The 1404-nt window shown below is 66.7% G+C and carries 1 protein-coding gene; it reads left to right on the forward strand.

Annotated features, from left to right (window positions below):
• Window positions 1–56: 56 nt before the first annotated feature.
• Window positions 57–1310 carry an IS701 family transposase gene (locus ACWF94_RS40485; protein WP_453500292.1) on the forward strand — a complete coding sequence of 418 codons (1254 nt, stop codon included), beginning with the start codon at window positions 57–59 and terminating at the stop codon, window positions 1308–1310.
• Window positions 1311–1404 lie beyond the last annotated feature (94 nt).

Consider the following 1404-nt stretch of genomic DNA (forward strand, 5'->3'; position numbering starts at 1 on the left):
TCTAATACTCCAGCGGGATTTCGTGTCCTGGGCTGGGGTTGTTCGTTGTATGGCATATGGCGGGGAATGTTGAAGTAGACGTGTGGGCAGCCGAGTTGGAGTCGTTGCTGGGCCGGGTGGGAGGTCTGTTCGGGCGGGTGGATCTGCGGTGGCGGATGCGGGACTATGTCCGTGGTCTGCTGGGGCCGGTGGCGCGGAAGAACGGCTGGCAGCTTGCCGAGTACGCCGGCCACCGCACCCCCGAAGGCTTCCAGCACCTCTTGAACGGGGCCCGCTGGGATCCTGAGGCCCTGCGCGACAAGGTGCGCGATTACGTGGTCGAGCGCTTGGGGCCGGGTGGTGTGCTGATCATCGATGACACAGGGTTCATCAAGAAGGGCACCACTTCGGCTGGGGTGGGCCGGCAGTACACCGGCACGTCGGGGAAGATCGACAACTGTCAGATCGGAGTGTTCGCCGCCTACGCCACCGAGCGCGGCAGAGCGCTGGTCGACCGTGAGCTCTACCTGCCGAAGTCCTGGACCGGAGACCGGGAGCGGTGCCGGGCGGCGAAGATCCCCGAGGAGCGAGGGTTCGCGACCAAGGGGGACCTGGCCAAGGCCGTCATCGCCCGCACCGTGGACGCCGGCACACCGGTCGCCTGGGTCACCGCGGACGAGGCGTACGGGCAGGACTGGAACTTCCGCCGCCGCCTCGAACAGCACGGCCTGGGCTACGTCGTCGCGGTCCCCAGATCGCAGCAGCTCAAGTCCCTTGCCGGTATCTGGCGCATCGACAAGCTCATCGACGATGCACCGGCCGATGCCTGGCAGCGGCTCTCGTGCGGTGACGGGGCGAAGGGGCCGCGCGTCTACGACTGGGCCGCCGCGAGACTCCCGGTCAACCTGGTCTTCGACCCCGATCCGCCCACCCATTACCGGTGGGTCCTCGCACGCCGAAGCCTCTCCGACCCCTGCGAGGTCGCCTACTACATGGCCTATGCCCCCATTGTCGCCGATGTGCCTGAACTCGCACGGATCGCGGGCGCCCACGGGGCAGTGGAGGAGTGTTTCCAGGCCGCGAAGAACGAGTGCGGCCTCGACGAGTACGAGGTCCGCCGCTACCCGGGCTGGTACCGGCACATCACTCTCGCCATGCTCGCTCACGCCTTCCTCACCGCACTCGCCGCCCGCACGGACACCCCCGTAAAGGGGGCAGCAGAAACGAATCCACCAGACTCATCCCGCTCACCGTGGCAGAAATCCGCAGGCTCCTGGCAGCTCTCCTCCAGGCCCCCGGACCACCCCACGATCCACACGCCCACGCACTGAACTGGTCACACTGGCGCAGAAAACACCAAGCCACCGCACAACGATCCCACTACCGCCGAAGAGCCAGACCAGGACACGAAATCCCGCTGGAGTA

The organism is Streptomyces sp. NPDC055078 (assembly GCF_053607985.1).